We start from the raw sequence: 25,644 nt of genomic DNA on the forward strand, positions 1-25,644 counted from the left end.
AATCATGCCCACCACATCATCTTTCGGATCACCGCTGCGCCGGATCAGACGCGCCCTCGCCCTCTTGTCGGCGGGCGTGGCAATCGCAGCGGTGGCCGCGTGCGGTTCCGACGACGCGTCGTCTACGCAGCGCGAGGTCATCGACACACTCCGGATCGGCGTCATCGGCTCGAGCAACGTGATCGCCGGTCCGGTCGGCTTCGCCCACAGTCGCGGGGAACTCCTCGAGGCCTTCGCCCCGCTCGGTGTCAACAACGTCGAGGTCTTCAACTTCCCGAACGGACCCGATCTCAACCAGGCTCTCATCGGCGGACGCCTCGACGTCGCGAGCTACGGTGACACCCCCGCCCTCGTCGCCCGCGGCTCGGGACTACAAACCCGCCTGCTGTCGATCAACCAGTTCGACAACGATGCCGGCGTGGTGGCCAAAGACCCGTCGATCCGCTCGCTGGCCGACCTGGCGGGCAAGAACATCGGTGTGCCGAAGGGGTCCTACATCGACCGCTATCTGCAAGGCGCACTGGCCGAACAGGGCATCACCGCCAACCTGATCCACCTGTATCCGGCCGATCAGGAGGCACCGTTGAACTCCGGTGAGATCGACGGAGCGGCGCTGCCCGGCGTCATCCCGTCGGTGGCGCTGCAGACCTTCGAAGGCAAGGGATTTCACCTGGTCGACTCGGTCTACCGGGACCATCCCGATCTGGCCGGCACCAGCGTGACGGTCAGCAGTGACCAGTTCGTGGAGAAGAACCCGGACTTCGCCGCGACGTGGCAGCAATTGCACGCGTCGTCGGTCCGCTACGCGAAGGCGAACTGGGAGGAGTACCTCCAGTTCGAGCTCGGCAACTCCAAGGCACCCGAAGCCGCCGTCCGTGCCGCCGCCAACCCCGAGGGCTACTCTGAGGAGCCGTTCCCGGCCCGCGCCGTCGAATTGCTCACCGGCACCAAGGCATTCCTGGTCGAGCAGGGCAGCATCGAAGAAGACTTCGAACTCGACTCCTGGTTGCAGCGTCCAGCGACGGGAGCGAACTCGTGACCGGGCCCCGGTTCGGGGTGTGGACCAATGTGTACGGCACCTGGGCGTCGGCACACCATCCCGACGACCCGGTCGACGCATCCTGGGAACGCAATCTCGCACTGGTTCGACGCGCGGAGGAACTCGGGTATCACAGCACGCTGATCGCCCAGCACGTGATCAACCCGTTCTCGTCGGAATGGGATCAGCTCGAGACATGGACCTCGGCAGCCGCTCTCGCGGCGTCGACGTCAACGATCGAACTGATCGCCGCCATCAAGCCGCTGCTGTTTCATCCGGTGGTGCTGGCCAAACAGGCCGCCAACATCGAAGAGATCTCGGGTGGTCGACTGTCTCTGAACGTCGTCAACGCGTGGTTCCGTCCAGAGCTCGAGAAGGCCGGGATCGCATTCCCCGAGCACGACGACCGCTACGGGTACGGCGTCGAATGGCTGACCATCGTCCGTAGGTTGCTCAGCGGGGAGAGAGTCTCGCACGAGGGACGGTACTTCTCGATCGACGACTATCAGATCAACCCCACCGGACGTTTCCGGTCACGTCCGGAGATCTACGTCGGCGGCGAGTCAGATCAGGCTCGCGATCTCGTGGCGACGCAGGGCGACGTGTGGTTCATCAACGGCCAGCCGATCGAGCGGGTTCGCGAACTCATCGCCGATGTCGGCCGGCGCGAACGGACCGGTTCGCCGGTCCGTTACGGACTGTCGGCCTTCGTGATCGCCCGTGACGACGCCGAATCCGCTCAGCGCGAGCTCGATCACCACTGGAAGCTGAACGAACTCGATCAACCCGTCCTGACGAACATCGCCGGTGGCGCCGACGAGAAAGCGGTGATGTTCCAGACGTTCGCGCGCTACCCCGCGATCGGCACGAACGGCGGTACCGCAGCCGGCCTCGTCGGGTCCTACGACGAGGTGGCCGACCGCATCGCGGACTTCCATCGGGCCGGGATCGAGACGTTCATGCTGCAGTTCCAACCCTTCGAGGCCGACATGGAACGCTTTGCGGCGGAGGTGATCCCCCGCGTGCACGAACGTCTGGGAGCGGTTGTCGCGGCTCCCTGACGTGCGAGCGCAGCGAACCCACCCCGCCCCCTGAGGTGCGAACGAAGCGAACCCACCCCGCTCTCTGGGTGCGAGCCCAACTACTGCTCCCTGAGGAGGCCGGCGCTTGCGGAGGCCGTCACGAAGGGTCCTGGTGAGTCGGGTTGCGAAGACCCTTCGTGACGCGCCCTCCGCAAGCTCCGGGCGCTCCTCAGGGAGCAGGGGGCAGGGCGTTCTTTCGGATAAGGGAGCAGAAGAGGTCAGCGCTGCCTCACATCAGCGACCGCAGGCCCGGTTCGCTGTCGGACCGCGGGGCCGGGGGCGGGGCGGCGCGGAGGAATTCGTCGGTGGCCTGTCGGATGCTGCCCGAGATGGCATGTCCGACATGGCTACCGGAGTACCAGTGGACTTTCCCACCCCAGTGATTGTGTAGCTGCTGGGCGGCGGTCACGGAGGTCACGCGGTCGTTGAGCGCCGCGACCACCATGCGGCGTTCTGGTGTCGGAACCGGCTCCACGGACAGTGGGTTGATGACCGACGAGACCGCACGAACCGGCTCGCTCCGCATCAACGACGCGAGATGGCGCCCCTTGGACCCGCCGCGCTCCATGTGATGAGCCAGGGTGGCATGCATCTCCAGCATCGGCACGACGGCTAACACCGAGCTGATACGGGGGTCCATCGAGGCGACCATCGCGGCGATCGGTCCGCCGAGCGACGTGCCCGCGATAGCGATGTCGGCGGGTTCCTGACTCTCGATCCACGTGATGAGCGAGCGGATCTCGGCAATCGCCCGGATGGTGATGACAGTGTTGACCAATGGGTCGAACCCCGGATAGGCCACCTTCTCGACTCGCCGGGAACCGTGGGCGGGCAGGACGGGGAAGACCACGTCGTAACCGAGCTTGTTGTACAGGTTGGCCGCGCGGAACGCGTAGAGATCGTCGGCCCGACCCTGAGCCGCCCCATGGACCCAGATCAACCAGCGGCGACCGGCGCGTCGTCGTGACAGCACCCGCACCGAGGCGATCCCGTCGGCGTAGGGGTCGGCCGCGGCGATCGATTCCGGGAGCGGCACCGCCACCGAGTAGTCGATGTGATCGAACGAGGTGGTCCCGAAGGTCTTCCGGTTGCGGGAGACGATGCCGGGTGGGCCGGGGTCGAGGTGGACTCGCGACGGACCGAGGGCAGCCAGTTCATCTGCGACACCGACACATCGGTCGACGCAGTCTTCCACGAAGTCGATCGGCGGGATGTCCCGGATCACCGAGTTGACCGCGATGAACAGCTCGTCGACGGCGGTCTCCCCGACCATCCGCGGACCGCAGTCCGCCGGCGGGACGCCCGTCGCGGGATCTCCGCGGCCGGCCGCACGCGAACTGCCGATCGCACGGGGCAGCACTTTCGCGAACAACCCCAGTCGTGCTGCTCCCGACTCCCAGTCGATCAACTCGCCTCCTGCGCCATCGCGGTACTGTTCTCGTCCTCGTCGGCGGTCGTCCGTCCGAGCGCATCGGCGGCCTCGGCGACCGCGTCGGCCACCCGCCGCAAGAAGCCGGCGGGGTCGGGCATCGACTCCGGTGTCGCGATGAGGCCCATGCTGAGCCTGCCGGCGTAGCTGTAGGTGGTGAGGTTGACGTCGGCGGGTGCGATGGCCAGCGCGAACGAGATCCAGTCGACGACCTCGATGTCCCCGACCCACCGCGTGGTGCGCGGACCCGGCATGTTGGCGGTGGTGATGTTGTTCATCACCAGCGGTGCGCGATTCGCGGCCAGACCGCGGAAGGTCGGGCCGAGCCGTCCGGTGTAGGTGGCCAGCGCGTCGGTCAGGTCGAAGCCGACCTGGCGCCGGCATCGCACGGTCGCCGCGCAGCTCTCACCGGTGGCCGCGATCCGCTCGATCGGGTCGGCCAGATCCGACCTGAGATAGGCCATCGCGGTGGCGATCTCGTTGCCGTGCACACGGGTGGAGGCCAGGTCCTTGCATACCCCGAAGATCGAGACCGACACTCCCGGCTCCTCGCCGCGGGCGATGAGTTCCGCCCGGATCGCACCGGCGATGACACCGTGCAGAGCCCCGTTCACGGTGGTTCCGGTGGCCAGCGCGAGTCGCTGGACGGCGGCGAGCGGGATGTCGCCGGACGCACACACGCGTTCGGCGCCGCTGCGGGCGTTGAAACTCGTCCGACGGACCGTCAGGGGTTTCGGGATGAGTTCGGCATCGCCGGCCCGGCGTTTCGCGACAACCGCACGCGCCAGTGCCGACGCTGCCGACGGCAGGCGACGAACCATACGCCAGGATTCCGAACGCGCTGCGCGCGTGAGCTCGTCGTCGTGCTCGATGCGGGTCGCGCCGATCGGCGCCTGCTCGACCCGCTCATCCGGACCGGCGGTCGCGGCCATGAACGTGTTGAGTGCGGCGAGACCGTCGGCGACGGCGTGATGGACGCGGACGACGACCGCCTGCCGCCCACCGGCGAGACCGTGCACGAGGGTCAGTCCCCAGAGCGGCCGACTCCGATCGAGTTGCCGGACGGCGAGCTCGGACAGGATCGCGTCCAGCTCGGCACGTCCCCCCGGTGCGGCGGCGGAACGCTCGTCCAGGTGCCGGCGCACGTCGAAGTCGTTGTCGTGCACCCAGAAGGGGCGGGCGCCGTGTCCGCGCGCCCACGCGAGCCGCTGGGTCGCGCGCGGGAACATGCCGAGGTAGTCGGGCAGGACGTCGGCGATCTCGGTGAGATCGAGGGGCCGGCCACGACGGGAGGTGTCGAGCACCGCGACCTTCAGTGTGTGCATCGGGGTCGACGCCGATTCCATGTTCAGCATCAGCGCGTCGGGACCGGACATCCGTTCGGCGTCCAGAACTTCGGCGGAGCGGTCGATCTGCTTGACAGCGTGCATGATTCAGCTCACCTTTCGTTCGGTCGACGGGGCGGACGGGAGTTCGCGTTTGAGGATCTTGCCGGTGGCATTGCGCGGCAGTTCGTCGAGGAAGTGGACGTCGCGGGGGACCTTGAACCCGGCGAGCTGTTCTCGCACGTGCCGCTGGATGTCCTCTTCGCCGATCTGGGCCTCCGGTGCTCGCACCACATGGGCGACGAGACGCTGGCCGAACCTGTCGTCGTCGACCCCGGTCACCGCGACCTCGACCACCTCGTCGAGAGCCCCGATGACCAACTCGACCTCGAGGGGATACACGTTCTCCCCGCCGGAGACGATCATCTCGTCGTCGCGGCCGACGACGAACAGCAGCCCGTTCTCGTCGAAGCGGCCGACATCGCCCGACACCATGTGTCCGTCGCTGAATGCCTTGGTGTCCGAGCTGGTGTAACCGTCGAACCCGGAGTTGTTCGCGACCACGATGCGCCCGACCTCGCCGACGGGGACCTCGCGGTCGTCGTCGTCGAGGATGCGAACACTCGTACCGGCGAGCGGCCGCCCGGCGGTCTCCGGCGCGGTGCGCAGATCGGTTGGGGTGGCGGTGGTGATGAGACCCGCCTCGGTGGCGTTGTAGCTGTTGTAGACCACGTCGCCGTACCGGTCCAGGAATGCGACGAGAGCATCGGAGCGCATCCGCGATCCGCTCGCGGTGGCGAAGCGCAGCGTCGGCATCGGGCGGTCGTCGAGGACGTCGTCGGGGAGGTCCGTGATGCGTTCGAGCATCACCGGAACCACGGCGAGGCCGGTGGCCCCGTGGTCGCGGACCATGTCGAGCGTCGCCACGGGATCGAAGCGACGGCGCATGATCATCGTGCACGTCATCGTCGCCGCGATGGCCACCTGCCCGAAACCCCATGCGTGGAAGACCGGGGCCGCGATGACGATGGACTCGCCTGCGCGCCAGGGAATCCGGTCCAGCATCGCGGCGAGGGACGCCACGTCGGTACTTCCGCCTCGGCGCGCACCCTTCGGCGTTCCGGTGGTTCCCGAGGTCAGCAACACGATCCGGCCGGCACGTTGGGGCCGCGCGGGTCGCGCGCCGCGATTCGCGTCGATCAGTCCGTTGACGGTGACACCCCGCGTTGACTGGTACTCCGTCCATGCCCGGACGCGCCGGAGATCCGGAAGTCGTTGCGTCGCAGCCTCGACGACGGTGTCGAACTCGTCGTCGGCGATGAGCACGTCTGCCTGTTCACGTTCGAGGACGTCGGCGAGCTGGGGTCCGGCGAACCCGGTGTTGAGGAGTACCGCGTCGGCACCGAGCCGGGACGTCGCGGCGAGCGCCTCGATGAGACCTCGGTGGTTGCGGCAGAGGATGGCGACGGTACCGACCGCCGTGCCGGGAAGATCGCGCAGACCGACGGCGAGCGCGTCACAGCGGGCATCGAGCTCGCGCCAGGTGAGTTGTCCTGCCTCGTCGATGAGGGCGAGTCCGTCGGGATCGCGCGCCGCGGCGAGGCCGATCCCGCTCACCGGCGAGGCGCCGCCGTGCCGACGGAGGTTGAGCCCCATGCGGACATAGCGATCGACCCGGAGCGAACCGAGAAAGCCGCTGCGGACGAGGGTGCGAACGAGCCACATCTGCGTGGTGACGCGATCGCGGAGTTGCGAGATCATCGTCGTCTCCTGGTGATCAGCCGATGACCGGGAATCGGCGCTTGCGGGCGAGGTCGTCCAGTGCGTGCTGCATGCGTTTGCGGACCATCTGGTCCACCTCGTCGTGTTCGGGGTTGTTGCCGAACTCGGCGGTGATGTCGATCGGGTCGAGGACCTCGGTGACCAGCTTCGACGGCAACGGGATGTTCGGCGGGAGGTGCGCGGTCAGACCGAACGGGAAGCCGAGCGCAAACGGAGCGGTGTCGGTGCGGATCAGCTTGTCGAGCCGCAGTATCCGGGCCAGCGTGTCACCGCGGTTGAGGAACAGCTGCGTCTCCTGGCCCCCGATGGTGACGATCGGGACGATCGGCACGCCCGCCTCGAGTGCGGTGCGGATGTACCCGGTCCGACCGTGGAAGTCGATCGTCGCGCTCTGGCTGCTCGGCCGCAACGCCTCCCACTCCCCGCCGGGGAACACGATGGTGGCCGCGCCGGACCGCAGGGCGGCGACCGCGTTCTTCGGGTGAGCCGGCAGGAACCCGACCTTTCCGAAGATCTGTTTGCCCGATCCGGTGAAGATGAGGTCGTGGGCCAGGGTGTACAACGGCCGGTCCGCCCCGAACTCGTCGGCGAAGGCCACGCTGATCACCGGGACGTCGAAGGCCATCAGACCGCCCGAGTGGTTGGACACGAGGAGGGCACCGCCGTCGGGCACCTTGTCCATGCCCCGGACCTCGGAGCGGAAGTAGGTCTTGGCCACGAGCTTGAGCACGGGCAGCACCCGCTTCACCCAGGTCTCGTCGCGTGCGGTGAGGTCGAAGGTCTCGGCACTCATCGGTCCATCTCCTGTGGGATCGATTTCGCGGTTCGCGCGGATCACCGCTGGATCGGTCGGAGCCAGATGTCCGACCGGGGTCGATGTCCTCGGAACCGCAAAATGAGAACACGTTCTAGTGTTTGAATTAGAACACGTTCTACTTTGCGTCGCCACACTTCGTTACCTATGCCACAACTGACTGATCGGTAGCCTTATGGACTTCATCCTGGAGGACATCTCCGAAGCGGAGGTCGCGCGTCGCCGCGCGGTCTACACCCCTCTCACCGACACCGTCCGGGACCTCGTCGACGCGGTGATCCGCACCGAGGTCGCCGAGGAGGACCTCGACGAAGCGCGCCGACGGATCGCCGACGTGGTGGCCGATTTGCGGAGAAGCCAGATGGACGGGGCCTTCGGGGTGCGACACACCCGCGAGAACACCGGGATGGCCTGGGGAAATGCGGTCATCGGCGTGCGCAATGCGCTCGCGCCACCGCTCGACGTGGTGCATGTCGCCGACGGGGTCCGCAGTGAGTTCACGCTGGGAGCGGCCTACGAGGGGCCGCCCGGTCAGGTGCACGGCGGGGTGTGCGCGATGGTCCTCGATCACGTCCTCGGCAACGCGGCCAGTGTCGAGGGGCCGTGCTACACCGGCACCCTCACCGTCCGGTACGGGCGACCGACGCCCCTGGGCGCACTGGTCGCGCAGGCGTCGGTGACCGAGCACAACGGACGCAAACGCATCGTCCGCGGCACGATCTCCGACGCCGACGGGGTGACCTGCGAGGCCGAAGGGGTGTTCATCGTGCCCCGCTCCGCGGTTGACGTCCCGTCGGTGCGCTGGTCGGCGGGCTGATGCGAGCCGCGGTGACCGCCCCCGGAGAGTCCGGCGCCGGCGGATTCGTCGTCGAGCACCGTCCGGATCCGACGCCGGGACCCGGCGAACTCGTTCTGCGGGTCGCGGCGAACGGGATCTGCGGTTCCGACCTGTCGACCGCGCCGCTGCTCCCGGCCGGCACGATCATGGGCCACGAGTTCGCCGGCGAGGTCGTCGGCATCGGGCCCGCGGACCCGGACGTCCCCCACGCCTTCCGGGTCGGCGACGCCGTGGCCGCCATGCCGGTCATCGGGTGCCATCGGTGCCGCGCCTGTCTCACCGGTGACGTCGCCCGCTGCCCGTCTGCGCGCACCCTCGGACTCGGCGTCCTACCCGGCGGACTCGCCGAGTTCGCGGTGGTCGGTGCCGCCGAGAGTGTCCTGCTCGACGACATCGACCCGGTCGACGGCGCGCTGGTCGAGCCGCTGGCGGTGGGTCTGCACGCCGTCACCCGCGCGTCCGTCCGGCCCGGCGACCGGGTGCTGGTCCTCGGCGCCGGTCCCGTCGGCCTCGCGGCGTTGCACTGGCTCTCCCGCGGCGTGGCCACCGAACTCGTGTGTTCGGACCCGTCGCCGGGCAGGCGCGCGGCCGCACTCGATCTCGGCGCGTCCGCGGTGTGCGCTCCGGACGAACTCCCCGCCCAGGTCGAATCGGGCTTCGACGTGGTCGTCGAGTGCGTGGGCAAGCCGGGGATGATCGCGTCCGCCCTCGACGCGGTCGCGACCCACGGCACAGTGGTCATCGCGGGCGTCTGCTTGAGCCCGGACACGTTCATGCCGGTGGCCGGAGTCGTCAAGGAGATCACCATGCACTTCGTCTCCTACTACACCAAGCGCGAGTTCGACACCGCCGCAGCGGAGTTGAACAAGGGCGCGATCGGGTCGTCGACGCTGGTCAGCGGGATCGTGGGGCTCGACGAGACCGATCGCGTCGTCCGCGAGCTCTCGGCGCCCAACGACCACCGCAAGGTGCTGATCGCGCCCGGGGTGTCCACGGTCGGCTGATCGGCACTCGCGGCCGCCCGCGCAACCGGCGTACGGTCACTCGGGTGAACAGTGCCGTCCCCGAAGCCCCCGAGCCGTTCAGCACCGACGAGGCGCGGCAGGTGCGCGCGATCTCTGCCGAGCTGGGCCTGCCGGGCATCGTCGACGTCCACACCCACTTCATGCCGCGACCGGTGATGGACAAGGTGTGGGCCTATTTCGATTCCGTCGGGCCGTTGGTCGGACGGGAGTGGCCGATCACCTACCGCGCCGACGAGGACGTCCGCGTCGCCACCCTGCGCGACTTCGGGGTGCGGGCCTACTCGTCCCTGGTCTATCCACACAAACCGAACATGGCCGAGTGGCTGAACGGCTGGGCGCACGACTTCGCCGCCAACCACGACGACTGCCTGCACACGGCGACGTTCTATCCCGAGGAGTCCGCCCACACCTACGTCTCCCGCGCCATCCAAGCCGGCACGCAGGTCTTCAAATGCCACATCCAGGTCGGCGACTTCGCCCCGACGGATTCGCTGCTCGACGGGGTGTGGTCGCAGATCGCCGACTCCCAGGTTCCGGTCATCATCCACTGCGGTTCCGGGCCCGCCCCGGGGACGTACACCGGACCCGACCCCATCCGCGAACTGCTGCACCGGTTTCCATCGTTGCCACTGATCGTCGCGCACATGGGGATGCCCGAGTACACCGCGTTCCTCGACCTCGCGTTGGAGTACCCCAACGTGCGCCTGGACACCACGATGGCGTTCACCGACTTCGCCGAAGAGGACGCCCCGTTCCCGTCGGACTACCTGCCGCGACTGGCCGATGCCGGCGACAAGATCCTGTTCGGCAGCGACTTCCCGAACATCCCCTACGGCTACACCCACGCCCTCGAGGCGATCATCCGCCTCGACCTCGGGGCCGAGTGGCTCCGAGACGTGTTCTACCGCAACGGCTCCAGACTCTTCGGGATCGGCTGACCGGGGCGAGCGCCTACAGCACCTGGGACAGGAAGGCCCGCAGCCGATCCGACGTCGCGTCGTCGAAGACCTGTTCCGGACGCCCGGTCTCCACGACGGCACCGTGATCCATGAACAGCACGTTGTCGGAGACGTTGCGCGCGAAGCCCATCTCGTGGGTGACGACCACCATGGTCATCCCCTCGCTGGCGAGGTCGGCCATGAGCGCGAGGATGCCCTTCACCAGTTCCGGGTCGAGCGCGGAGGTCGCCTCGTCGAAGAACATGACCTCAGGGGTCATGGCGAGCGCACGGGCGATGGCCACCCGCTGCTGCTGGCCGCCGGAGAGGCGTGCCGGGCGCACATCGGCCTTGTTGGTCAGCCCGACGATCTCGAGCTGACGGAGCGCGACCTCGCGGGCCTCGTCCTTGCTCAGCCCCTTCAGCTTGCGCGGTCCGAGCGCGACGTTGTCGACGACGCTCTTGTGCGGGAACAGGTTGAAGTGCTGGAACACCATGCCGATCCGGCGTCGGAGTTCGTCCGGGTTGTCCGTCAGGACCGACCGGCCGTCGAGCAGGATGTCGCCCTGGTCGGGTTCGTGCAGCCGGTTCAGCACGCGCAGGAGAGTCGACTTGCCCGAGCCCGACGGTCCGATGACCGTCGTCGTGGTGCCGGCGTCGACCTGGATGTCGACGCCCCGCAACACGTGGTGCTTGCCGAAGGACAGGTGCAGGTCGGTGCCGGTGAGCGAGACGGCCGTCCGGGTGGCGGTCGCACTCGGCGTCCGGGAGCCCGGCGTCTGGGAGCCCTCGGTGTCGGTCTCGGACTTGTTGAGATCAGGCATGGACCTATCCCTTCTCGACGACGGTCGGGGGCAGCGGGTCGTCCTGGACGTCGGTGGGACGTCCGGTGCGCAGGCGCCGGTCGATGTAGTTGACCAGGTGTGTCAGCGGGATCGTGAGGATCAGATACATGATTCCCGCGGCGACGAGGGGCGAGAGGTTGCCCGTCTGCGCGTTCAGGTCGCGGCCGACCGCGAACAATTCCCGCTGGCTGGCCAGCAACCCGAGGAAGTACACCAGCGAGCTGTCCTTGATCAGGCTGATGAACTGGTTCATCAGCGCCGGGAGCACCCGCCGCACGCCCTGCGGCACCACCACCAGACGCATCGACTGCCGATAGCTGAACCCGATGGCCCGCGAGGCCTCGAGTTGCCCGTCGTCGACGCTCTGGATTCCGGACCGGAAGATCTCGCCGATGTAGGCCGCGGCGAGCAGGGCCAGGGCGACCGCCCCGAGCCAGTACGGGTTGTTGCCGGTGATGCCCTTGACCACCGGGCCCACACCGAGTCCGACGATCAGGATGACTACGACGGCGGGCAGTCCGCGGAAGATATCGGTGTAGACGCGCGCCGGCCAGCGCAGCCACCGTGAGCGGGAGATGCCGCAGAGCGCCAGGATCATGCCCAGGATGGTGCCGAGCACCCCGGACACCACGGACAGGATCAAGGTGTTCACGAGCCCGGTCTTGATCAGCTCCGGGAACGACTTCTTGTAGAGATCCCAGTTGAAGAAGGTGTCGCCGAGCTGTTCCAGGGTGCTCTTGGGCGCGGTCTCCTCGGCCGGGCCCGCCTTCTCCGCGTTCTCGGCGGCGATGGCGGCGATGTCGGGGAGTTCGGGCGCGGGCGCGGCCTTGCTGCCCGGCTTCCACCCCTCGGGTAGCTCGCGCGGCACCCAGTCGACGTAGAGGTCGGCATACGTGCCGTCGGCGATGATGGCGTCGAGTCCGGAGTTCAGGGCCTCGGTGAGCCGCGGCTTGTTCTTGCCGACGGCCCACGCGACGAAGTTGTTGACGCTGAAGGTGTTCTCGACGATCGCGGTGCCGTCGCCCTCTCGGACCGCACCCTCCGCCTGCTGCGACGGTGCGACCCAGGCGTCGACCTGACCGCTCCGGAGGTTGGCGTAGGCGGTGGCGTAGTCCGGGAACTTCACCGGGTCGAGGCCCAGGGTGTTGACGACGTAGTCGTCCTGGACGGTGCCCTGGACCACGGCGATGCGCGTCGAGTCGGAGAGGTCGCCGAAGCCCTTGATCGCCCCGTCGGTCGGCGCCACGAGTGAGAAGTAGCCGAAGTCGTAGCCGTTGGTGAAGTCGACGGTCTTGCGCCGGTCGTCGGTGGTGGTGATCGACGACGACCCGACGTCGAAGCGGTTGTTGGCCACCTGGGACAGCAGGCCGGCGAACTCGGTGCCGTTGAACTCGATCTGCAGGCCCAGCTTCGCGGCGACGGCCTTGAGGAGTTCGTTGTCGAAGCCGGTGAAGTCGCCCGCGCCGTTGACGCAGATGCTCGGTCCGGCGTCCGACAGCGTGCCGACGGAGATCTTGCCAGGCGACAGCAACTCGAGACGACTCACGTCGATCTGGTCGAGCGGCGTGGTGGACTCGGTGGTGTAGCGGTCCTCACCGCCCTGATCGGCTGCGGCGAGGTTGACCGGCGCGGCCGAGGCCGACGCGAGTCCAGCGGGCGCACAGCTGTCGGCGGGAGCCGCCTGGGCTCGTGGCGCAGGTCCGCCGAGGATGGTCAGCAGGCCGACGATGGCGACCGTCAGTGCCAGCGCGACGACGCGCACGGCGCGCGGCGCGGCCCCTCGGGCGCGATGGGATCGGTGGTTGGACACCATGTCGACACTATCCCCACGCGCAGGAGGTGTCCCAAATTTTTGCTCGCCGGTGGGTTTAACCCGGTTGAGCTGGGGATCGTCGTCGTCACGGGGCGCCTGCGAGGCGCGCTGCGGAGGCCACCGTCGGCCTGGCCATCTCACGCCGATCATCGGGGACTCTTGCGTGGGGTCGACGCCGATACTTCTCTATCGGAATTTGCGAATTGCTTGTCGGAAAATGATTCGCGTGTTACCAATGATACAGGGATTCGGGATTTGTAACATCATTTCTTCACCGCGCCAGAAATCAACCCCCTCTTGATCATCTGGCACCCATCCCGCTATCCCACAGGCCGTCGACGTGCGTCCTTGTTGCGGCCTGCGTCCACTGTCGAATTCGAAGTGAAAGCGGGAAAATCATGCTGTCTGCAATCTTCTACGCAATCGAGGCTTTCGACAATCTGTTGTGGGACTTCGCGGAAATGATCGTCACCGGCAGCGACGAAGCCGCCGGTTCGTAGGCTCCACCACCTCAGGACGAGTTCAGCAGTAGGTATCGCCTCGCGATATCTACTGCTGAACCTGTGTGTGGGACTCCTCAGCCCCGAGCGGCGATCCGCGCCTGCACCTCGGGGCGCCGGAGCGGGGGCACCGTCTTCGGCGGCTGACGACGCTCGGGCAAGACGTCGAGCAGCGTGCGGGTAGCCGCGGTGACGGCGACCACCGCGGCCTCGAAGGCCTCCGCATTCGCCGGCGACGGATGCCGCACGCCGCTCACCTTGCGCACGTACTGCCGTGCGGCCGCCTCGATCTCGTCCTCGGTGGCCGGCGGTTCGAGCCCGCGGAGTTCGGTGATGTTGCGGCACATGGCAGATCCCTTCGATGACGGATGCGCTGGGCGGAAGGCGATGCGACGTCGCAACCGGGCCGACCCGCCGAGGGCCTACTCGCCGATCTTGACGACCGCTTTCCCCAGAATCCGCCCTTCGGCGAGATCGGTCAACGCTTCCGGCAGCTGATCGAGCGTGTAGGTGACGTTGACCTGAGGTTCCATCCCGTCGGCGATCATCTGCGTCAGCTCTTCATGCAGCTTCGCGGGCAGGTTCAGTTCCGGATGGGTGCGCACGTACTCGCCCCACGCGGCCCCGACGACGGCGATGTTGCGGAACAGGACTCGATTGAGTTTGACGGTCGGGATGCCGCCGGCCGCGAAGCCCACCACGACGTAGCGGCCGTCGGGGGCGACCTGGCGGAGCGCCTCGTCGAACACCTCGCCGCCCGACGGGTCGATCATCACGTCGACGCCCTTGGGGACGATCTCCTTGAGCTTGGTACCCCAGCCCTCCTCGAGCTGGACGATCTCGTCGGCCCCGGCGCTGCGCAGCAGGTCCTCGGCACCCTTCCGGTGGACGATGGCGATGACCTTCGCGCCCATCGCCTTGGCGACCATGATCGACGCGGTCCCGACGCCGCCGGCGGCGCCGAGCACGCCGACCACCTCACCGGGCTGGGTGTGCGCGCGGGTCTTCAGCGCGAACAAGGCGGTCTGGTAGTTGATGCCCATGGCCGAGCCCTGCTCGAAGGTCAGGCGTTCGGGAAGCGGCAGGAGCTGTTCGGGCGCGGCCGCGACCTGTTCGGCGAATCCGCCGACGATCGACGCCACGAGCACCTTGTCCCCGACCTTCACCGACGCCCCGTCGGGAGCCGAGCGCACCACGCCGGCGACCTCGGTGCCCGGCGTGAACGGCGTCGGCACGCGCAGCTGGTACTTGCCCTGACTCATCAGCACGTCGGGGAAGCACACGCCGCACGACTTCACGTCGACGACGACCTGGCCGTCGGCCGGGGTGGGATCGGGAACGTCCTGCAACTCGAGTCCGGACGGGCCTGTCTCTGCGGTGAGTACCTGAGCTTTCATACGGCTCACCCTACGCGGCGACCGTCACACACCCGATAGGATCTGATGCCATGTCACAACCTGCGGCACAGTCGCCGAACGCACCCTCCCCCGACCGCCTCCGCGTCGCGGACGAGGCACCCGGATTCATGCCGCTCGACGAGGCCCAGACGCTCTTCGAGATCGCCGGAGAATATCTGTCCCAACCTGATTCGACGAAGGTCGGCGTGGAGATCGGTACCTACTGCGGGAAATCCACCGTCTTCCTGGGATCGGCCGGCGAAGCGAACGACGCCGTCATCGTGACCGTCGACCATCACCGCGGTTCCGAGGAACACCAGCCCGGTTGGGAGTACCACGACGAATCCCTCGTCGACGCACACACCGGGACGCTCGACACCTCGGCACGCTTCCGCCGCACCATGTTCGACGCCAGGCTCGACAACACCGTCGTCGGGTTGCTCGCACCGTCGGCCGTCGCCGCGAAGATCTGGGGCCGTCCGGCCGATTTCGTGTTCATCGACGGCGGGCACAGCATGGAAGCGGCACAGACCGATCTCGACGGCTGGGCGCCGTGGGTGCGCATCGGCGGGGCCCTGCTCATCCACGACGTCTTCCCCGACCCCGCGGACGGCGGCCGCCCGCCGTACGAGATCTACTGCCAGGCATTGAAAACCGGACAGTTCACCGAGGTGCGGGCGGAGGGATCGCTGCGCGTCCTCCGCCGCGACTCGGGCGAGGTGGGCGCACCGCTACCGCGGAAAGCCTGACCACGTCGGAGGCCGTCAGCGTCAGACCTCGCCGGCCAGCGCCCGCACCTTGCCGAGCACGTCGGGATAGCGCTTCAGGTGCGCACCGCCGTTGACGTCGAAGGCGGCACCGGTGATCCAGCGCGCCTTGTCGGAGGCGAGAAAGGCTATGGTGTCGGCGATCTCGGCGGGTTCCCCGCTCCGGCCCAGTGGGGTGTTGTCGAGATAGTCCTCGGTGAGGCCCGGTACGAAGCCGATGCCCTCGGTCAGCGGGGTCATCACAAGCCCCGGCGACACCGCGTTGACCCGCACCCGACGGTCGGCGAGTTCGAGTGCGGCCACCTCGACGAGCATCAGCACACCGGCTTTCGACGCGCAGTACGCCCCCATCCCGGCGCCCGGTTGGCGGCCGTTGAGTGACGCGATGCAGGTGATCGATCCGCCCTCGGCGATCCGGGCGCCGGCGTGTTTGATCACGAGGAACGTTCCGGTCAGACAGATGTCGACGGTGTTGCGCCAGGCATCGAGTTCGAGTTCGGTCAGCGCACCCGGATTCGACAGTCCGGCACAGTTCACCACCGTGTCGAAGTCGCCGATGCCGGCGATAGTCGCTGCGACCGAGTCCTCGTCGGTCACGTCCATGTGCACCGCCCGCGCCCCGTCGCGCGTCGCCGCCACCTGCTCGGCACGTTCGACGTCGCGGTCGGCCACCACCACCTGCATCCCCTCGCCGACGAACGCGTCGACGGTGGCCAGTCCGATCCCCGAGGCACCCCCGATCACGACCGCCCGGTTCATCGCGTAGCCGCTTCCACAACGTCGGCGTTCGATGCCAGATGACGGCGCAGGAAACCGATCTCGTGCGTGACGCAGGGCTCGAAGAAGTCGTTGCCCGCGAAGATGTCGAAATGGTCGCACGGGTAGTGGCGCACTTCGGCGTGAGCTTTGAACGCGGTCTTCGACGCCGCGTACGGCGGCGCGGCGGAATCGAAGTCGGCTATCTGGAACAGCACCGGGGCATCGACGCGCGCGGCGTGCTTGTCGACTCGGAACGAGCCGATCTCGAGACCGACCGAGGCATCGACCTCGTTGCGCCACGACGGCCCCGCGATCGCGCGGTAGCTCTCCAGAAACCCTGGTGCGGTCAGCGCGGCGCCCACGTCGCCGGGTTCGCCGACGACCCGCATCATCTTCGGACCCCGGCCCAGCCGTCGACCCACCGAACTGGCCACTGCCGTGGCGGTCGAGCGGGCGATCGCCGCCCCGCCGACCTGGGCGTAGGCGACGCGACCGGCGGCGAGCCCGTTGACCAGTGGCACCACCGCGATCACCGCGGCCACGTCGGTCCGGTCGGCCGCCACGGTCAGCGCATGCCCGCCGGATTGCGACACTCCCCAGAGGATGATCCGTTCCGGGTCCACTCCCGGCTGTTTCTTGGCGGCGCCGATCGCGGCGCGGTAGTCGTCGGCCTGCCGTTCCAGCGAAATCGACTGTCGCGGTGCGCCACCGGACAGCCCGAAGCCGCGGTAGTCGAACGCGCACACGGCCAACCCCGCGTCGTTGAACCGCTGCGCAAAGGGCGCCAGACCCGAGTCCTTGGTCCCGGCGAAACCGTGCGCCATCACGACGACGGGGCGCTTGCCGTCGATCTCGAACGGCGAGGACTCCGCGCCCGGAAAGAACCAGGCGTCGCAGTCGGCGTCGGACGATCGGAAGCGTACGGTGGTCGCACCATTGGGGATGGTCATGCGGATGCTCCCTTCGAGACCAGATCGTCGGCCACCCCGGCCCACGTCGGCGGCCCCTGCTGGTGGGCCCGCCGGATCCCCGCCGGAATCTCCGTGGTCCGCATGTTGTGTTCGTAGAGATAGTGATCGAGTTGCTGCGTGTGCCGCGGGCGGTCGAGCATGTGTCCGGTGTAGTACTGCATGTCCGCCTCGATCGTCTGCCGCATCTCCGGTACCGACGGGAGCCGGTAGTGACCCGTGGCGTAGGCCCCGATCAGCCGCGCCTGGCATTCCACGAAGGGAAACAGCGTCGGAACCGCCTGCGCGAAACCGGCGAAGACGAGGTCGTCGATCCCCGGGTAGAACATCCGCTTGTAGAGGTCGATCCGGTTGTCGGGCGCACTGATGAAGTCCGGGTCGAAGAACGGGAACGTGATGTTGTAACCCGTTGCGTAGATGATGATGTCGAAGTCGTCGGCGGTTCCGTCGTCGAAGTGGACCGTGGACCCGTCGAACCGGCTGATGTTGGGCTTGGGGATCACGTCGCCCGAACCCAGTCGCAGTGGCAGTTCCACCGACTGCGTCGGATGTGCCTCGAAGAACTTGTGATTCGGCGTCGGCAGACCGTAATCCTCTGGCCGGCCCGCGGTCACGGGTTGCATGACCTGGACGAACTTGCGCTGCCACGAGGTCGGCAGATACGGCGTCGACCGGTAGTACTTGTCGGCGGGCTTGCCCCCGAAGTACTTCGGCACGATCCACGCTCCCGACCGCGTCGAGAGGGTCAGTGTGTTGTCCAGCGCCTTCGACGACAGTTCGACGGCGATGTCGGCGGCACTGTTACCCAGGCCGACGACGAGGATGCGCTTACCCGTGAAGTCGTGCGGGGTACGCGGATCGATGTAGTGGTGGGCGTGCATCTCGATGCCGTCGAAGTCGCCCGGGAAGTCGGGCCACCGCGGATCCCAGTGATGGCCGTTCGCCACCACCAACAGGTCGAACCGTCGACGTTCGCCGCCCTGGGTCTCCAGTTCCCAGCCGCCCCCGTCCAGTCGGGTCGCATGCTCGATTCCGTTGGTGAACTCGATCGAGGAGTAGAGGTCGAAGGCCTCGGCGTAGGAGTCCAGGTAGGCCTTGACCTGGGTGTGGTGCGGGAAGTCGGGATACTCGTCGGGCATCGGGAAGTCGCGGAACGACAACTGGTGTTTCGAGGTGTCGATGTGCAGCGACCGGTAGGCACTGCTGTGACCGTTCGGGTTGCCAAAGGCCCAGTTGCCCCCGACCCGGTCCGAACTCTCGAAGCAGGTGTACGGCACGCCGTAGTCGGTGAGCATCTTGCCGGCGGTCAGCCCGCTGATACCGGCGCCGATGATCGCGGTGATTGGTAAAGGCACACTGCCCCCTCGGTGGACCCGTTGGATGTAGACACAATCTGATTTGTGTCTACACGATGAGACGTATCGTGTTCACAGAATCCGCGAACTGTCTACGCAGCGCCCTCCTGAGCAGACATGTGGGGACGCGGCGCGCACCGACCACGACCACAGGAGGAGTCAGTGACCGAGGCCTCGACCACGACGGTCCACGAACGACTGCTCGACGCCACGCAGAAGCTGCTCGCCGACAAGGGAATCCGGGCGACCACCATGCAGCAGGTCGCGGAGTCGGCAGGTGTGTCCCGCGCGTGGCTGTATCGGCACTATCCGGACAAACCGTCCATGATCGGCGCGACCATCGTCCGTCTCACCGAGTCGTTCTGGCGCGACGCCCGGGCCGAACTCGACGCCATCCCCGACCTGGTCGGGCAACTCACCGCCGGCGTCCGGATCGGCCGGGGTGCCTACGACGACCCGGGCACGCTGCTGCTCCGACTCCGCACGGAGGAACCCACGGAGTTCGCCGAATGCGCCGGTGTCGGTGTCGTCAAGCTGGTTCCCGACCTGGCAGCGTTCTGGTTCCCGTTCGTCGAACAGGCCGCTGCCCGAGGGGAGATACACCCCGCGCACGATCCGTACGAGGTGTCCGAATGGGTTGCGCGCGTCCTGATCAGCCTCGGCACCTCCCCGGGTGAGGCCCTCGACATCGACGACGCGCGGCAGGTCCGACGCCATCTCGAGCGGTTCGTCATGCCGGGTCTGGCCACCGACCCGCAGGGATGAGTAAATGAGGCCCCCGATGCCCTCTGGCCTGGGTGACGCCGATCACCTAGACTAGTGTCCAGTCAACCGTCCGGAAAACGCGGACGACCGAACGACGCCGTCGGAGGGCCCCATGGATTTCGGGATCGTGCAGTTCACCAGCGACCGCGGGCTCAAGCCCCACGTCCTGGCCCCGCTCATCGAGGACGCAGGTTTCGCGTCGTACTACGTTCCCGAGCACGGCCACATCCCGACTCGACGCGACGCCGCGCATCCCCGCACCGGTGACGAGACCCTGCCCGACGAGCGCTACATGCGCACCCTCGATCCCTGGACGTCACTCGCCGCCGCCGCGGCCGTCACCGAACGCATCCGGCTCGCCACCGCGGTCGCACTGCCGGTGCAGTCCGACCCCATCACGCTCGCCAAGACCATTGCGACGCTCGACCACATCTCGAACGGAAGGGTCACCCTCGGCGTCGGATTCGGTTGGAATCTGGACGAACTCGCCGACCACAACGTCCCGCCGAAGCGCAGGCGGACGATGCTGCGCGAGTACCTCGAGGCGATGACCGCGCTCTGGACTAAGGAAGAGGCCGAGTTCGCGGGCGAGTTCGTGAATTTCGGCCCCAGCTGGGCGTGGCCCAAATCGACGCAGTCGCACATCCCGGTCCAGGTGGGCGCGGCAGGCAACGAGAAGAACTTCAAGTGGATCGCGCGCAGCGCCGACGGCTGGATCACCACACCCGGCGAGGAGGACATCGAGGGGTCGGTGTCGTTGCTCAAGCAGATCTGGTCCGACGCCGGTCGTGCGGGCGACCCCGAGATCGTCGTCCTCGACTTCCGGCCGGTACCCGAGAAGCTCGAGAAGTGGCGCGAGATCGGGGTCACGACAGTGCTGTACGGCCTCCCCGACGACTCGGTCGAGCGCGCGAGCGGCTACCTCGCCAAGCTGGCCGGCAAGCTCGGCATCACCCCGGCGGTCGTGTAGGCCCGTTGGGGGAGGTGCGAGCGAAGCGACCCACCCCCGCTCCCTGATCCGACAGAACCACCTGGCTCCTGCTCTCTGGGGAGGCCGGAGCTTGCGGTGGGCGCGTCAACCCCTGCCCCGAGCAGCGCCCGGAGCTTGCGGAGGGCGCATCAACCCCTGCTCCCTGAGGAGCGCCCGGAGCTTGCGGAGGGCGCGTCACGAAGGGTCCTGGTGAGATGATGTCGCCTACCCTTCGTGGCTCGTCGCCATCGCTCCTCACACCTCAGGGAGCAGAGGGAGGGCGTCGCTCGCACCCCACAAACCAGCGGTTATGCGGTTCTTCCGGATTAGGAGCCTGCTGAATTAGGGTCCAGCCTGGGTTGAGGTTCCTGCTGCGGGGATGTGTCGGTTCCGGGGTGTGGTCGTGGTGATCGATCTAGGTGGGGCGGCGGTGCCGCGGTTCAGGCGGTGGCCAGTGTCCAGGTGCCGTTGGTGGTAGTCAGTCCGAGGGTGATCAGGCGGCGTAGGTTGATCGCGGCGGCGCGGTGGTGCAGCCAGTTGTTGTTGCGTTCGATTCCACGGTAGGGCACCCGCCGGTTACCGCGGGTGAGCCAGGCAATCGTCCGTTCGACCATGGGTCGATGCTGGCGGTAGGTGTCGGCAATAGTGTTGTCAGAGAAGTGTTGTCGGTGTTCGCGCTGGAGTTGGTGGTGTTCGCCGAAACTGATTTTGCGTCCACGAACCGCGGTGGTGCACCGTGCCCGAAGTGGGCAGTCGTGGCAGGCCGCACCGTAGGTGACGTGGCCTTTCGCGCTGACCGGTCGGGTCAGGTTGTTGGGGCAGGTCAATGTGTTCGCGTCGGCGTCGAAGGTGAAATCGTCGACGACGAAACCACCAGCAACCGCCGGCATGTGTGGCTTGGGTTTGATCACCGCGTTCCATCGTGTCCGCGCCAGCGTGGCCAGCATGTCACCGGAGGCATACGCTGAATCACCCAGCACCTCACGATCGTCGGCGTCGTCGGCGACGGTCGGATCGCTCAGCAACAACCGTGCCCCGACTGCTCCGTCGGAAGTGTCCGGACCAGCGGCTTTGGTCATCTCGATCGCGGTGACCAACCCGGTCTCCGGTTCATTGACGATGTGGCCCTTGAACCCGTCCTGCTGGCGTGCCCGGGTTTTGTGGGCGTGCCGGGTGTCGGTATCGACGGTGGAGATCACCCGGTCCGGGGCGGTCCGGGGCGCGATGCGCCAGCGTCCGTCGGTGCCATCAGAACCTGGTGCCGGTTCCACATCCTGGCCGGTCACCAATGCCAGCAATGCCACCGCCTGCGCCTGGGCCTCGTTACTCGGCTCCTTGTCGATGGCCTCGAGGTCCAGACCGTCGAGCACGGCCAACCCATCTTCGACAAGGGCGCTGATCAGGTCCTGTTGAGCACACTCATCATCCCAGGCGATCCGCGGCTTGCCGGGCCGGTCATAGCCGCCGCCGGTCAACGCGGCCAGACGAGTCGCGTGCTGCTCGACCACCACCGCACCACCGTCGACCTCTCGGGCGACCCGCCGGATCGCCGCGATCACCTGGGTGATGGCGTCCTGGCGGGCCACCGCGTCATCGAAGATCGTCGAATCCAGCGCTCGACGGCTCTTACCCGCGAGCACCCCGGTGGTGGTGATGACCTCGCGTACCACCTCGAAAATGCGGTGCGGCCGATCGCTGGCTGCCAGTCGCCGACGCCAGTACGTCAGAGTCGACGGATGAAAACCTTTGTTACCCAACACGAATCCACACGCCGCTTTCCACCGCAGATCGAAAGTGACCGCATCAGCGGCTTCGCGATCGGACAAACCCTGCAGCGTTTGCAGCACGATCACCGACGCCATCGTGGCCGGCGGGATCGACGGACGGCCCCGGCCGCTGGGAAACAGGTCCGCGAACATCTCCGCAGGAAACAACTGCTCGCGATGAGCAGCCAAAAACGCGAACACACTGCCCTCGGCCAGCAAATGCCCGACGACCGAGTTCACATCCAGAAACTCACCCTGACGATCCGGCTCACCCTGCATACCCACCAGGATCCCAGCCCACCAGGCAAACCCGCTCACCCCACACCGAAACGACACCGACTATTTCAGCAGTCTCTTAGGGAACAGGGATGGCCGCGCCCTCCGCAGTCGGCTCAGGGAGTCGGTGCGACGAGCCGCTGGCGGACGTCCCGGAAGATCCCGTTCGCCACGCTGGTGCGGCTCACCGCATCGGCCGCCAGGATCACAGCCGCTGAGGTCCAGCAGCTCTTCTCCACGGGCCAGCGTTTGCCGTCGGCGAAAACCAGTCCGGTCCAATACGATCCGTCCGGGTCGCGCAGGTGCTGGATCGACGCGATGAGATCGATGGCATCGGCGGTGTCACCGAGGGCATCGAGTGCCAGTGCCAGCTCACAGGTCTCGGCGCCGGTGACCCAGGGACGATGGTCGACGCAACGAACGCCCTTGCCGGGGACCACGAACTGTTCCCACCGCCGCGCGATGAGTTCCTGCCCGTCGCGTCCGCGGACGGCGCCGCCGAGGATCGGGTAGTACCAGTCCATGGAGTGTTCGGACGGCGGGGTGAAGGTCTGCCACTCGTCACGCGTGACGTCGGCACGGATCGCGTCGCCGAGCACGCTGTGCGCCGCGATCCAGTCGGCGTCGGGCTGATCCATCTCACCGGCGATCCGGATCGCGCAGTCCAGCGCTTGGAAGATGCTGGCGTTCCCGGTGATCAGCGCTTCACCGAACATCGCTCCGGTCCGGTGGTCGCCGCCCCAGCGGAACGCACCGTCCTCACGCTGGAAGCGCAGCACGCAGTCGATCGCCGACCAGACCACCGGCCACATCTTCTGCAAGAAGGCGTCGTCACCGGTGATCAGATAGTGATGCCAGACCCCGACCGCGATGTAGGCGCAGAAATTGCTGTCTGTGCCGGCGTCCTCCACCTTTCCTACGACGGTGCGGATCGGCCACGACCCGTCGTCGCGCTGTTTACGCCGCGACCACTCGTAAGCCGCCTCTGCCTCGGAGTGAAACCCGGTCACGGACAACGCCATCGCCGATTCGATGTGGTCCCACGGGTCGGTCTGCCCGCCCGGGAACCACGGCAACGCACCGTCGGCCTCCTGCATGCCGACGATCGCGGCACCGGTGGCCCGCATCTGCTCGGCCGTGACCACACCGGGGATCGCCGGGACGGCCGTCATGGGGCTCCCGTCCTGGAGGACCCCGTCATGAAGACGCGGTGGCGGTCTCGGGCTTGCGCAGGTAGAGGGCCACCGACTTGCCGATGAGCGGGTTGAGCACCTGCTCGCCGACCCGGGTCAGCCACGGCTTGCTCATCATGTCCCAGACCAACAGCTGGTGGTAGCCCTTCACCAGGACATTGTCGTTGTTCTCGACTCCCACAGCGCATTTCAGCCACCAGTACGGGGCATGCAGGGCATGGGCGTGGTCGGTGTCGGTGACCTCGAGTCCGGCTCGCTGCAACTTGCCCGCGAGCTCGGATGCCTTGTAGATGCGGACGTGTCCGCCCTCGACCTCGTGGTACTCGTCCGACAGGGCCCAGCACACCTTCTCCGGCCAGTACCGGGGCACGGTGACCGCGGCGACGCCACCCGGCTTCAGCACGCGCACCATCTCACTGATCGCGCCCTCGTCGGTCGGGATGTGCTCGAGGATCTCGCTCATCAGGACGACGTCGAAACTGTTGTCCGCGTACGGGAGTCGAAGCGCATCCCCGACCTCGGCGCGCGCCTTGGCCGACGCGGGCACGTGACCCTCGGCCATCATGGCGTCGAACATCTCACCGACGTCGGACATGTCGCTCTCGGACATGTCGAAGGCGATGACCTCCGCGCCACGACGGAACATCTCGAACGAGTGCCTACCCTGCCCCGCCCCGATGTCGATCGCCTTGGTGCCCGGTCCAACGCCAAGCCGGTCGAAATCAACTGTGAGCACTCGATGTCCCTTCTGTTGCCCGCCGATGTCCGGCGAGCACGGTTTCGTAGTGAGCCGCAGTCTTCGCGGCCACCGCTGCCCAGCTGTAGTTCTCCTCGGCGCGTCGACGACCTCCGTCGCCGAGACGCGTCCGCAGATCGGCATCGTCCAGGAGCCGGCCGATCGCCTGCGCCAGGCGTCCGGAATCCCGCGGCGGCACCAGCAACGCTGCCTCCTCGGCGGTGCCGACGACCTCGGGGATCGCACCGGCCCGGGTTGCCACCAGCGGCGTTCCGCAACTCATGGCCTCGACCGCCGGCAGCGAGAACCCCTCGTACAACGAGGGCACACACGCCACCTCGGCGGAGGCGAGCAGGCCGGCGATCTCGGAGTCCTCGAGGCCGGACACCACCGAGACGCGATCGCCGATCGCCAGATCCTCGATCATCCTGGCGGACGGACCGTTCGGGTCCAACTTGGACACCAGTACCAATTCGACATCCCGCTCGGAGGACAGCTTCGCGACCGCCTCGAGCAGGTACGAGACACCCTTCAGCGGCGCGTCGGCACTGGCGACACACACGATACGTCCGGGAACGCGCGTGGCGGCCGGCGTGAAGATCTCGGTGTCCACCCCCAGCGGGATGGTGGTGATCCGACCCGACGGGATGTCGAAGGCCTTGCGTATGTCGACCTCGCTGCTGCGGGAAACGGTGAGCAGCTCGGGGATACGGCGTGAGACGCGCCCCTGCATGCGCAGGAACGAATGCCACCGCCAGGCACTGATCTTGCGCCATCCCTTGGCCGCCTTCACCGCCAGTGTGCGGTCGCGGGTGATGGGGTGGTGGATCGTCGCGATCAGCGGGAACCCGGCCTTCTGGATGTCGAGCAGTCCGTAACCGAGGCACTGGTTGTCGTGCACGATGTCGAAGTCGTCGCGGCGCTCTCTGAGAAGGCGCGCCACCCGGAGGCTGAACGTGAGCGGTTCGCCGAAGCTCGCCGTCCACATCGAGCCGACCTCGAGCACGTCGATCCAATCGCGGTACTCGCCCGGACGAGGCGTCCGGAACGGGTCCGGCTCGTCGTAGAGACCGAGGCTCGGCACTTTGGTGACGGTGACCCCGGCGTCGATGGCCACCTGGTCCAGTTCGGGGTAGGGCTGCCCCGAGAAGATCTCGACGCTGTGCCCCAGCAGTGCCAGTTCGCGGGAGAGGTGGCGGACGTAGACGCCCTGGCCACCGCAGTGCGGCTTGCTTCGGTACGAGAGCAGTGCGATGCGCACGG

23 protein-coding genes are annotated in these 25,644 nt (G+C 67.4%); 8 read left to right on the forward strand and 15 right to left on the reverse strand.

What is annotated here, in order from left to right; genetic code table 11:
- The first annotated feature begins 4 nt into the window (after positions 1 to 4).
- Positions 5 to 1,039, forward strand: a complete 1,035-nt coding sequence (locus LEL84_RS09765) for an ABC transporter substrate-binding protein (protein ID WP_226513930.1) — start codon at positions 5 to 7, stop codon at positions 1,037 to 1,039.
- A complete protein-coding gene (locus LEL84_RS09770; RefSeq protein ID WP_068972520.1) occupies positions 1,036 to 2,100 on the forward strand; it encodes an LLM class flavin-dependent oxidoreductase in 1,065 nt (354 codons plus the stop codon). The genes LEL84_RS09765 and LEL84_RS09770 overlap by 4 nt, the downstream gene beginning before the upstream one ends.
- A gap of 250 nt (positions 2,101 to 2,350) precedes the next feature.
- Here LEL84_RS09770 and LEL84_RS09775 read toward each other — a convergent pair whose 3' ends face one another.
- Genes LEL84_RS09775 through LEL84_RS09790 form a run of 4 tightly spaced genes read right to left on the reverse strand, consistent with a single transcriptional unit; the run spans position 2,351 to position 7,450 of the window.
- The gene (locus LEL84_RS09775) at positions 2,351 to 3,529 is read right to left on the reverse strand and encodes an alpha/beta hydrolase family protein (protein WP_226513931.1); all 1,179 of its coding nucleotides are present in this window, start codon (positions 3,527 to 3,529) and stop codon (positions 2,351 to 2,353) included.
- On the reverse strand, positions 3,526 to 4,980 hold the full coding sequence (locus LEL84_RS09780; RefSeq protein ID WP_226513932.1) for a wax ester/triacylglycerol synthase domain-containing protein: 1,455 nt from the start codon (positions 4,978 to 4,980) through the stop codon (positions 3,526 to 3,528). The genes LEL84_RS09775 and LEL84_RS09780 overlap by 4 nt, the downstream gene beginning before the upstream one ends.
- Positions 4,981 to 4,983: 3 nt before the next feature.
- Positions 4,984 to 6,636, reverse strand: coding sequence for an AMP-binding protein (locus LEL84_RS09785; RefSeq protein ID WP_226513933.1), 1,653 nt, complete (start codon positions 6,634 to 6,636; stop codon positions 4,984 to 4,986).
- A gap of 16 nt (positions 6,637 to 6,652) precedes the next feature.
- The gene (locus tag LEL84_RS09790; protein ID WP_058252413.1) at positions 6,653 to 7,450 is read right to left on the reverse strand and encodes a lysophospholipid acyltransferase family protein; all 798 of its coding nucleotides are present in this window, start codon (positions 7,448 to 7,450) and stop codon (positions 6,653 to 6,655) included.
- A 196-nt stretch (positions 7,451 to 7,646) separates the two neighbouring features.
- Between LEL84_RS09790 and LEL84_RS09795 the strand changes: the two genes are divergently transcribed.
- The 3 genes from LEL84_RS09795 to LEL84_RS09805 are packed head-to-tail and all read left to right on the forward strand — an operon-like array spanning position 7,647 to position 10,272.
- Positions 7,647 to 8,288 carry a PaaI family thioesterase gene (locus LEL84_RS09795; protein WP_205334098.1) on the forward strand — a complete coding sequence of 214 codons (642 nt, stop codon included), beginning with the start codon at positions 7,647 to 7,649 and terminating at the stop codon, positions 8,286 to 8,288.
- Entirely contained in the window at positions 8,288 to 9,313 is a 1,026-nt protein-coding gene (locus LEL84_RS09800) for an alcohol dehydrogenase catalytic domain-containing protein (protein WP_226513934.1), read from the forward strand. Before LEL84_RS09795 ends, LEL84_RS09800 begins: the two co-directional genes overlap by 1 nt.
- A gap of 44 nt (positions 9,314 to 9,357) precedes the next feature.
- Positions 9,358 to 10,272 carry an amidohydrolase family protein gene (locus LEL84_RS09805; RefSeq protein WP_058252415.1) on the forward strand — a complete coding sequence of 305 codons (915 nt, stop codon included), beginning with the start codon at positions 9,358 to 9,360 and terminating at the stop codon, positions 10,270 to 10,272.
- 13 nt (positions 10,273 to 10,285) lie between these two features.
- Here LEL84_RS09805 and LEL84_RS09810 read toward each other — a convergent pair whose 3' ends face one another.
- The 4 genes from LEL84_RS09810 to LEL84_RS09825 form a co-directional block, all read right to left on the reverse strand.
- Positions 10,286 to 11,095, reverse strand: coding sequence for an amino acid ABC transporter ATP-binding protein (locus LEL84_RS09810; protein ID WP_065629701.1), 810 nt, complete (start codon positions 11,093 to 11,095; stop codon positions 10,286 to 10,288).
- A gap of 4 nt (positions 11,096 to 11,099) precedes the next feature.
- Positions 11,100 to 12,929 (reverse strand): ABC transporter substrate-binding protein/permease, encoded by a 1,830-nt coding sequence (locus tag LEL84_RS09815; protein WP_171011673.1) that lies wholly within the window; start codon positions 12,927 to 12,929, stop codon positions 11,100 to 11,102.
- A gap of 577 nt (positions 12,930 to 13,506) precedes the next feature.
- A complete protein-coding gene (locus tag LEL84_RS09820) occupies positions 13,507 to 13,776 on the reverse strand; it encodes a DUF2277 domain-containing protein (RefSeq protein ID WP_058252418.1) in 270 nt (89 codons plus the stop codon).
- A gap of 75 nt (positions 13,777 to 13,851) precedes the next feature.
- Positions 13,852 to 14,826 carry an NADPH:quinone oxidoreductase family protein gene (locus tag LEL84_RS09825; protein ID WP_065629702.1) on the reverse strand — a complete coding sequence of 325 codons (975 nt, stop codon included), beginning with the start codon at positions 14,824 to 14,826 and terminating at the stop codon, positions 13,852 to 13,854.
- 50 nt (positions 14,827 to 14,876) lie between these two features.
- Between LEL84_RS09825 and LEL84_RS09830 the strand changes: the two genes are divergently transcribed.
- Complete coding sequence (locus tag LEL84_RS09830; protein ID WP_065629703.1) at positions 14,877 to 15,575, forward strand: class I SAM-dependent methyltransferase; 699 nt, start codon at positions 14,877 to 14,879, stop codon at positions 15,573 to 15,575.
- A gap of 21 nt (positions 15,576 to 15,596) precedes the next feature.
- On the opposite strand, the gene LEL84_RS09835 is transcribed toward LEL84_RS09830, so the two are convergent.
- From LEL84_RS09835 to LEL84_RS09845, 3 genes are read right to left on the reverse strand one after another with little or no spacing between them, the layout of a single operon-like run.
- Positions 15,597 to 16,352, reverse strand: a complete 756-nt coding sequence (locus LEL84_RS09835; protein ID WP_065629704.1) for an SDR family NAD(P)-dependent oxidoreductase — start codon at positions 16,350 to 16,352, stop codon at positions 15,597 to 15,599.
- A complete protein-coding gene (locus LEL84_RS09840) occupies positions 16,349 to 17,302 on the reverse strand; it encodes an alpha/beta hydrolase (protein ID WP_065629705.1) in 954 nt (317 codons plus the stop codon). Before LEL84_RS09840 ends, LEL84_RS09835 begins: the two co-directional genes overlap by 4 nt.
- The gene (locus LEL84_RS09845) at positions 17,299 to 18,675 is read right to left on the reverse strand and encodes a flavin-containing monooxygenase (RefSeq protein ID WP_065629706.1); all 1,377 of its coding nucleotides are present in this window, start codon (positions 18,673 to 18,675) and stop codon (positions 17,299 to 17,301) included. The genes LEL84_RS09840 and LEL84_RS09845 overlap by 4 nt, the downstream gene beginning before the upstream one ends.
- A 162-nt stretch (positions 18,676 to 18,837) precedes the next feature.
- Here LEL84_RS09845 and LEL84_RS09850 point away from each other — a divergent pair, with 162 nt between their 5' ends.
- On the forward strand, positions 18,838 to 19,440 hold the full coding sequence (locus LEL84_RS09850) for a TetR/AcrR family transcriptional regulator (RefSeq protein WP_171011674.1): 603 nt from the start codon (positions 18,838 to 18,840) through the stop codon (positions 19,438 to 19,440).
- A 112-nt stretch (positions 19,441 to 19,552) separates the two neighbouring features.
- Positions 19,553 to 20,410: an LLM class F420-dependent oxidoreductase gene (locus LEL84_RS09855; RefSeq protein ID WP_058252424.1), complete on the forward strand. Its 858-nt coding sequence runs from the start codon at positions 19,553 to 19,555 to the stop codon at positions 20,408 to 20,410.
- A 440-nt stretch (positions 20,411 to 20,850) separates the two neighbouring features.
- On the opposite strand, the gene LEL84_RS09860 is transcribed toward LEL84_RS09855, so the two are convergent.
- From LEL84_RS09860 to LEL84_RS09875, 4 genes are all read right to left on the reverse strand, one after another.
- Positions 20,851 to 22,455, reverse strand: coding sequence for an IS1182 family transposase (locus LEL84_RS09860; RefSeq protein WP_226514278.1), 1,605 nt, complete (start codon positions 22,453 to 22,455; stop codon positions 20,851 to 20,853).
- 113 nt (positions 22,456 to 22,568) lie between these two features.
- Positions 22,569 to 23,624 carry a prenyltransferase gene (locus LEL84_RS09865; protein ID WP_226513935.1) on the reverse strand — a complete coding sequence of 352 codons (1,056 nt, stop codon included), beginning with the start codon at positions 23,622 to 23,624 and terminating at the stop codon, positions 22,569 to 22,571.
- Between the two features lie 25 nt (positions 23,625 to 23,649).
- A complete protein-coding gene (locus LEL84_RS09870) occupies positions 23,650 to 24,381 on the reverse strand; it encodes a class I SAM-dependent methyltransferase (protein WP_205334103.1) in 732 nt (243 codons plus the stop codon).
- Positions 24,368 to 25,642 (reverse strand): glycosyltransferase family 4 protein, encoded by a 1,275-nt coding sequence (locus LEL84_RS09875; protein ID WP_226514279.1) that lies wholly within the window; start codon positions 25,640 to 25,642, stop codon positions 24,368 to 24,370. The genes LEL84_RS09870 and LEL84_RS09875 overlap by 14 nt, the downstream gene beginning before the upstream one ends.
- Between the last annotated feature and the right edge of the window lie 2 nt (positions 25,643 to 25,644).

This window comes from Gordonia sp. WA4-43 (genome assembly GCF_020520305.1).
GTDB classification, from domain to species: Bacteria; Actinomycetota; Actinomycetes; order Mycobacteriales; family Mycobacteriaceae; genus Gordonia; species Gordonia hongkongensis.

What these genes read in the sequence shown, in the direction of transcription:
- LEL84_RS09765 (WP_226513930.1), top strand. Translation starts at nt 5, where the DNA reads ATGCCCACCACATCATCTTTCGGATCACCGCTGCGCCGGATCAGACGC.
- LEL84_RS09780 (WP_226513932.1), bottom strand. Translation starts at nt 4,980, where the DNA reads ATGCACGCTGTCAAGCAGATCGACCGCTCCGCCGAAGTTCTGGACGCC.
- LEL84_RS09785 (WP_226513933.1), bottom strand. Translation starts at nt 6,636, where the DNA reads ATGATCTCGCAACTCCGCGATCGCGTCACCACGCAGATGTGGCTCGTT.
- LEL84_RS09790 (WP_058252413.1), bottom strand. Translation starts at nt 7,450, where the DNA reads ATGAGTGCCGAGACCTTCGACCTCACCGCACGCGACGAGACCTGGGTG.
- LEL84_RS09795 (WP_205334098.1), top strand. Translation starts at nt 7,647, where the DNA reads ATGGACTTCATCCTGGAGGACATCTCCGAAGCGGAGGTCGCGCGTCGC.
- LEL84_RS09800 (WP_226513934.1), top strand. Translation starts at nt 8,288, where the DNA reads ATGCGAGCCGCGGTGACCGCCCCCGGAGAGTCCGGCGCCGGCGGATTC.
- LEL84_RS09810 (WP_065629701.1), bottom strand. Translation starts at nt 11,095, where the DNA reads ATGCCTGATCTCAACAAGTCCGAGACCGACACCGAGGGCTCCCAGACG.
- LEL84_RS09815 (WP_171011673.1), bottom strand. Translation starts at nt 12,929, where the DNA reads ATGGTGTCCAACCACCGATCCCATCGCGCCCGAGGGGCCGCGCCGCGC.
- LEL84_RS09820 (WP_058252418.1), bottom strand. Translation starts at nt 13,776, where the DNA reads ATGTGCCGCAACATCACCGAACTCCGCGGGCTCGAACCGCCGGCCACC.
- LEL84_RS09825 (WP_065629702.1), bottom strand. Translation starts at nt 14,826, where the DNA reads ATGAAAGCTCAGGTACTCACCGCAGAGACAGGCCCGTCCGGACTCGAG.
- LEL84_RS09830 (WP_065629703.1), top strand. Translation starts at nt 14,877, where the DNA reads ATGTCACAACCTGCGGCACAGTCGCCGAACGCACCCTCCCCCGACCGC.
- LEL84_RS09835 (WP_065629704.1), bottom strand. Translation starts at nt 16,352, where the DNA reads ATGAACCGGGCGGTCGTGATCGGGGGTGCCTCGGGGATCGGACTGGCC.
- LEL84_RS09840 (WP_065629705.1), bottom strand. Translation starts at nt 17,302, where the DNA reads ATGACCATCCCCAATGGTGCGACCACCGTACGCTTCCGATCGTCCGAC.
- LEL84_RS09855 (WP_058252424.1), top strand. Translation starts at nt 19,553, where the DNA reads ATGGATTTCGGGATCGTGCAGTTCACCAGCGACCGCGGGCTCAAGCCC.
- LEL84_RS09860 (WP_226514278.1), bottom strand. Translation starts at nt 22,455, where the DNA reads ATGCAGGGTGAGCCGGATCGTCAGGGTGAGTTTCTGGATGTGAACTCG.
- LEL84_RS09865 (WP_226513935.1), bottom strand. Translation starts at nt 23,624, where the DNA reads ATGACGGCCGTCCCGGCGATCCCCGGTGTGGTCACGGCCGAGCAGATG.